Origin of the sequence: uncultured Caulobacter sp., assembly GCF_937900395.1 — a bacterium.
Classification (GTDB): domain Bacteria; phylum Pseudomonadota; class Alphaproteobacteria; order Caulobacterales; family Caulobacteraceae; genus Caulobacter.
Map to the genome: position 1 here is coordinate 1 of NZ_CALCDX010000066.1, position 5,105 is coordinate 5,105.

The 5,105-nt window shown below is 66.6% G+C and carries 3 protein-coding genes and 2 pseudogenes; 3 read left to right on the forward strand and 2 right to left on the reverse strand.

Annotated features, from left to right (window positions below; translation table 11 throughout):
* Positions 1-415, reverse strand: a pseudogene (locus tag Q0379_RS05950) (N-acetylglucosamine-6-phosphate deacetylase); the annotation flags it as partial.
* On the reverse strand, positions 415-1,158 hold the full coding sequence (locus Q0379_RS05955) for a GntR family transcriptional regulator (RefSeq protein WP_299005646.1): 744 nt from the start codon (positions 1,156-1,158) through the stop codon (positions 415-417). The gene Q0379_RS05955 and the pseudogene Q0379_RS05950, both read right to left, overlap by 1 nt.
* Positions 1,159-1,412: 254 nt before the next feature.
* Between Q0379_RS05955 and Q0379_RS05960 the strand changes: the two genes are divergently transcribed.
* The 3 genes and pseudogenes from Q0379_RS05960 to Q0379_RS05970 all read left to right on the forward strand — a co-directional run bounded on the left by Q0379_RS05960 (position 1,413) and on the right by Q0379_RS05970 (position 5,023).
* Positions 1,413-4,079 carry a TonB-dependent receptor gene (locus Q0379_RS05960; RefSeq protein ID WP_299005649.1) on the forward strand — a complete coding sequence of 889 codons (2,667 nt, stop codon included), beginning with the start codon at positions 1,413-1,415 and terminating at the stop codon, positions 4,077-4,079.
* A gap of 143 nt (positions 4,080-4,222) precedes the next feature.
* Positions 4,223-4,546, forward strand: a pseudogene (locus tag Q0379_RS05965) (glycoside hydrolase family 20 zincin-like fold domain-containing protein); the annotation flags it as partial.
* A 48-nt stretch (positions 4,547-4,594) separates the two neighbouring features.
* The gene (locus Q0379_RS05970) at positions 4,595-5,023 is read left to right on the forward strand and encodes a LysR substrate-binding domain-containing protein (protein WP_299005652.1); all 429 of its coding nucleotides are present in this window, start codon (positions 4,595-4,597) and stop codon (positions 5,021-5,023) included.
* Positions 5,024-5,105 lie beyond the last annotated feature (82 nt).

Sequence of the window (5,105 nt, forward strand, 5' to 3'; positions counted from 1 at the left end):
CCTTGCGCTTGGGATTGAGGAACGGGCCCTCGATGTGAACGCCCAGCACGCCGGGGACGCCCGCCTCGATCGCCGCCTCGGTGGCGCGCAGGGCCTTGTCGACGACGTCGAGGTCGTCGCTGATCAGGGTCGGCAGGAAGCCGGTCGCGCCGTAGGCCCGATGGGCCGCGCCGATGGCGGCGATGGTCTCCACGGTGGGCGCGTCATTGAAGAGCACACCGCCGCCGCCGTTGACCTGGGTGTCGATATAGCCGGGAACCAAGAGGCCGCCAGCCAGGTCCTGGCGCTCGGCCCCGGCGGGGACCTCGGCCACCGGGACCACGGCGGCGATCTTGCCGCCCTCGACGATGATGGCGTGATCAGCGACGACGCCGGCCGGGGTCAGGACGCGGCCATTTACAAGAGCGACCGGCATCAGGACAGGGCGTTCAACTCGGCCACGAAGTCATAGGCGTCGCCGCGATAATAGGACTGGGTGACCTCGACCGCCCGGCCGTCCTTCAGGAAGCCGCGCCGTTCGATCAGCAGGCCGGCGTCCTTGGGAGGAACGCCCAGCAGGTCGGCCTGTTCGGCGGCGAACAGCACGGCCCGCAGGCGCTGCAGGGCCCGCACCGGCCGGTGGCCGGTCGCCTCCAGCGCCTCGTAGAGCGAGACGCCCACCGCATCGACCGAGGGCAGGGCGAAGGCGGCGATCGTCGTGTACTCCACGGCCATGGGCGAGCCGTCCGCGTAGCGGATCCGGGCGAAGCGATAGACCGGCGTGCCGGGTGACAGGCCCAGGGTGAGCGACTCCTCGGGCGTCACCTGACCCTCGCTGCGGCTGATCCATTCGCTGCGGGGAACGCGCCCGCGCGAGATCATGTCCTCGGTGAAGGATGACAGCTTGGAGAAGCTCTTCTCGACCCGCGCGGCGACGAAGGTGCCCGCGCCCTGACGGCGCGTCAGCAGGCCTTCGCTGACCAGGCCGTCCAGCGCCTTGCGCACGGTGATCCGCGAGATCTTGAATTCGTCGGCTAGGTCCCGTTCCGCCGGCAGGGCGTCGTCGGGGCCCAGAACCTTCTTGTGGATCGCCTCGCGCAGCGCGCGCTGGAGCTGCTTGTAGAGCGGGGCGTGATCGTCGGCGGCGCCGAGCCCGCCGATCCGTTCCGCGAATGTCATCGCCCAGCCCCCTCCGCGCAAATCGACGGCGCCCTTCGCCCGTCTTGGTAACTTATGACCATTTTCATACCAATCACAACCTGGTCCGCAATTGGTTTCTTTTTGGCCTTGTCATCCGAAAAATTTCCGTCACAGTTCTCTTCCGAGGCCTGAGAAGTACCCGTTTCTGCGGATCCTCCCAGAAAATTGGTACCAAATTGGGCTTGGGGTTCGGCTCCGGGTCCTAGGCCCGGCATAATGGGGAGAAGCCGAGTATGAACAGTTTCCATAAGTCCGTCCTGGCCGCGTCCGTCAGCGTCATGGCCGTCGCGGCCGCCGCTCCGGCCTTCGCGCAAGACAGCAACGCCGTCGAGGAGGTGGTCGTCACCGGCATCCGCGCCTCGCTGCTGCAATCCATCGAATCCAAGCGCCGCGCCGACGCCATCATCGATGTCGTCACCGCCGAGGACGTGGGCAAGTTCCCCAGCGCGAACGTCGCCGAAGCCCTGACGATCGTACCAGGCGTGACCGTGGATCGCGCGTTCGGTCAAGGCGAGAAGGTCAGCATCCTGGGCACTGACCCGGCGCTGAACCGCACTCTGCTGAACGGCCAGACCGTCGCCTCCGCTGACTGGTTCATTCTCGACTCCCCCGGCCGCACCTTCAACTACGCTCTCCTGGCCCCGCAGATCGTCGGCAAGGTCGACGTCTACAAGTCGCCCGAAGCGCGCATCGACGAAGGCAGCATCGGCGGCACCGTCATCGTCAACACCCGCAAGCCCCTGGACCTGAAGTCTGGCCTGATCGCTGGCGCGGTGAGCTATCTTTATAACGACCGCTCCAAGAAGGGCGACGCCCAAGGCTCGTTGCTGGTCAGCTGGAAGAACGCCGACCAGACCTTCGGCGCCAGCTTCTCGGTCCAGCGCGCCGAGGACCAGCTGCGCCGCGACGGCGTCGAGAGCTACGGCACCATCGCCGCCAACCAGTGGGCGGGCGGCAATCCCGACAACCCGGTCGACTCGCGCACCCGCGGCTGCACCGGGACCTGCGCCAGCACCCTGACCTCGAACCTGACGGCCCGTAGCCCGAACGCGTTCGGCGCCTCCTATTTCGAGCAAGGCCGCACCCGCACCACCTACACCACGGCGCTGCAGTGGAAGCCGACCGACCAGCTGTCGTTCGAGTTCAATTGGCTGAAGATCAAGGCCGACTACGACAACACCAACCAGTCGATGTACGCCTTCCAGGGCAACACCTGGAACAGCCTGGGCGCCCTGACCGACCTGACGGTGAACAATGGCGTCGTCACCAAGGCCACGTTCAACAACGCCCTGTCGGTGCTGGACGTCCAGTATCGCGAGGCCGAGCTCAAGTCCGACACCTACCACCTGAAGGGCGGCTACAAGGGGGACGGCTGGGATCTCTCGGGCGAGATCGGCAAGTCCACCGCCGACGGCGGCACCAAGCGCCAGGTGTTCCTCGAGTTCCTGAACTGGGCCAACTACACCGTCGACATCAGCGGCGCGCCCAAGAGCGCCGGCAGCCTGACCTACACGACCAACGTCATGGGTAATCCGGCCGCCTTCGCCACCGATCCGGGCTGGAGCGGCAACCTCGTCTCCAAGCCGACCAGCGACGAGGAGAAGTACGCCCAGATCGACCTCGGCAAGGACTTCGACGGCGTCATCCAACGCGTCCAGGTCGGCTACAAGCGGCGTGAGCACGAGACCGGCCAACAATATGCCGGCATCGCCATCACCGGCGTCGCCGCCCCGGCCTCCCTGTTCAGCCCTAGCGAAGTGCCCAGCAACTATCTGAAGGGCTTCGACGGCGTCGGCGACCAGATGAAGAACCGCTTCAGGATCAGCGGTCCGTCGATGGTCGACTACGTCCAGAGCGGCAAGTGGCTGCCGGCCGGCGGCAAGCTGCCCACCCCCTCGATCTTCGCCGCCGCCGAGTTCACGGCCGGCAACTGGAACATCCAGGAGGACATCGACGCCGCCTACGCCCAGGCCAACTTCAAGGCCGACAACATTCGCGGCAACTTCGGCGTCCGCTATGTGAAGACGTCGGTGAACAGCGCCGGCTACGTCTGCAAGCCCGGCGCGGCCTGCAACGCCGCCGCCGACTGGACCTGGCAGGTCACCAAGAAGAGCTATGATAACGTCCTGCCCAGCGTGAACATCATCGTCGACGCGCGCGAGGACCTCGTCTTCCGCTTCGCCGCGGCCCAGGTGATCGCCCGCCCGAACTATGCCGACATGACCAACTACTTCTGGCTGTCGGACGGCATCCTGACCGGCGGCGGCGGCAACCCGGCGCTGGAGCCCTACAAGTCGAGCAACTTCAACGCCTCGGCCGAGTGGTACTTCCAGCCCCAGGCCATCCTATCGGCGGAGGTCTTCTACAAGGACATCTCCAACTACATTCTGCAGCGCACCCAGCCGGAGTCATACTTCAACCAGTCGCAGGGCAAGGTCACGACCTACCAGATCAGCCGGCCGTTCAACGCGGGCTCGGCCGAGGTGAAGGGCCTGGCGGTCGCCTATCAGCAGAACTACGCCTACGGCTTCGGCCTGCTGGCCAACTACACCTACGCCGACGCCTCGGGTCAGGACGGCGCGCCGCTGCCCTACAGCTCGAAGAACCAGGTCAATGTCAGCCCCTTCTACGAGCACGGTCCGTTCTCGGCGCGGGCGACCTTCACCTGGCGGTCGAAATACTTCACCGGCGTGGACCGCGGCGACAACATGTTCGTCCGGGCCTCCAAGACGCTGGACGTGACGGCGGGCTACGCGGTGACCAAGAACATCACCGCCTCGGTCTCGGCGCAGAACCTGCTGGACAGCGAGTACTACGCCTACGCCAACACCACGGCCCTGCCGCGCGGCGTCTACCGCACGGGCCGCAAGCTGCAGGCCACGTTGAACGTGAGCTTCTAGCGCGCATGGCGTCGGAGGCTCTGGCTCCAGAGCCTCCGCTCGAGCGCATTGATCCGATCCCCTCCTGACTGCAAGCATGGAGATTGGGCGGGATAGCTTGCTGTCCCGCCCGCTTTTTGCCGCCTGAGTTTTCGCGAGGCCGCGTGACCCTGACCCCGCTCCGCATCGCCGCCGTCTCGGCCCTCGCCCTGGCCGCCGTCCTCGCAGCGCCGGCTATGGCCGCCGAACTGACCTTGACCCCCGCGCCGGCCAAGGCGGTCCGCGCCGAGGGGAGCTTCAAGCTTTCCGCCGCCACCCGCATCCATGTCGCCAAGGGCGATATCGAGGCCCGAGGCGTCGCCAACCAGCTCGCCGACCTGATCCGCCGCTCGCGCGGCTTCCGACCCGCCGTCGTCGAGGGCGGACCGACGGCTAGCGCGATTGTCCTCACCCACGAGGGCCCTTCCGGCGAGGCGTCTACCCTCGATCCCGGACAGTCGGCGGAGCACCAGATGAGGATGGTCTCCCTGCAGCTCATGCTCGAGCGCCATGGGGCTCATGTCGAGATCCTGGCGGACCGCTCTCTGGTGGCGACCTACGCCGCGGAGGGTCAGGCCGCTACCGACCAGGCGGCACTCGCCGCGTGCAACGCGCTGCTCCTGAAACAAAGCTGGCCGGAGGCCGTGGTGGCGCTTTCGACCGGACGCGGGCGGGCGGCGATCGCGGGGCAGGGTGTGGCCATCCTCAACAGCTATTTCTGGAAGGCGGAGATAGAGGCCGGACTGCTGGTCGAGCCGGTGCCCAGCTACGTGGTGGAGAAGGTGAGTTACTGGCTGGTGCATCCGCCGCACGCCCGCACCACGCCCAAGGTGAAGGCGTTTCGCGACTGGATCATTGCGGAACTGGCGCAGGAACTGGCGCGCGACCCGCAGCACCGCTTCCTGCCCGCCGAGCCGGAAGCATAAGCGATGTGGCCAAAGATCGCCGCCTATCTGCTGGTCATCAACCTCGCCACTTTCATCGCCTTCGCCCATGATAAGCAGCGCG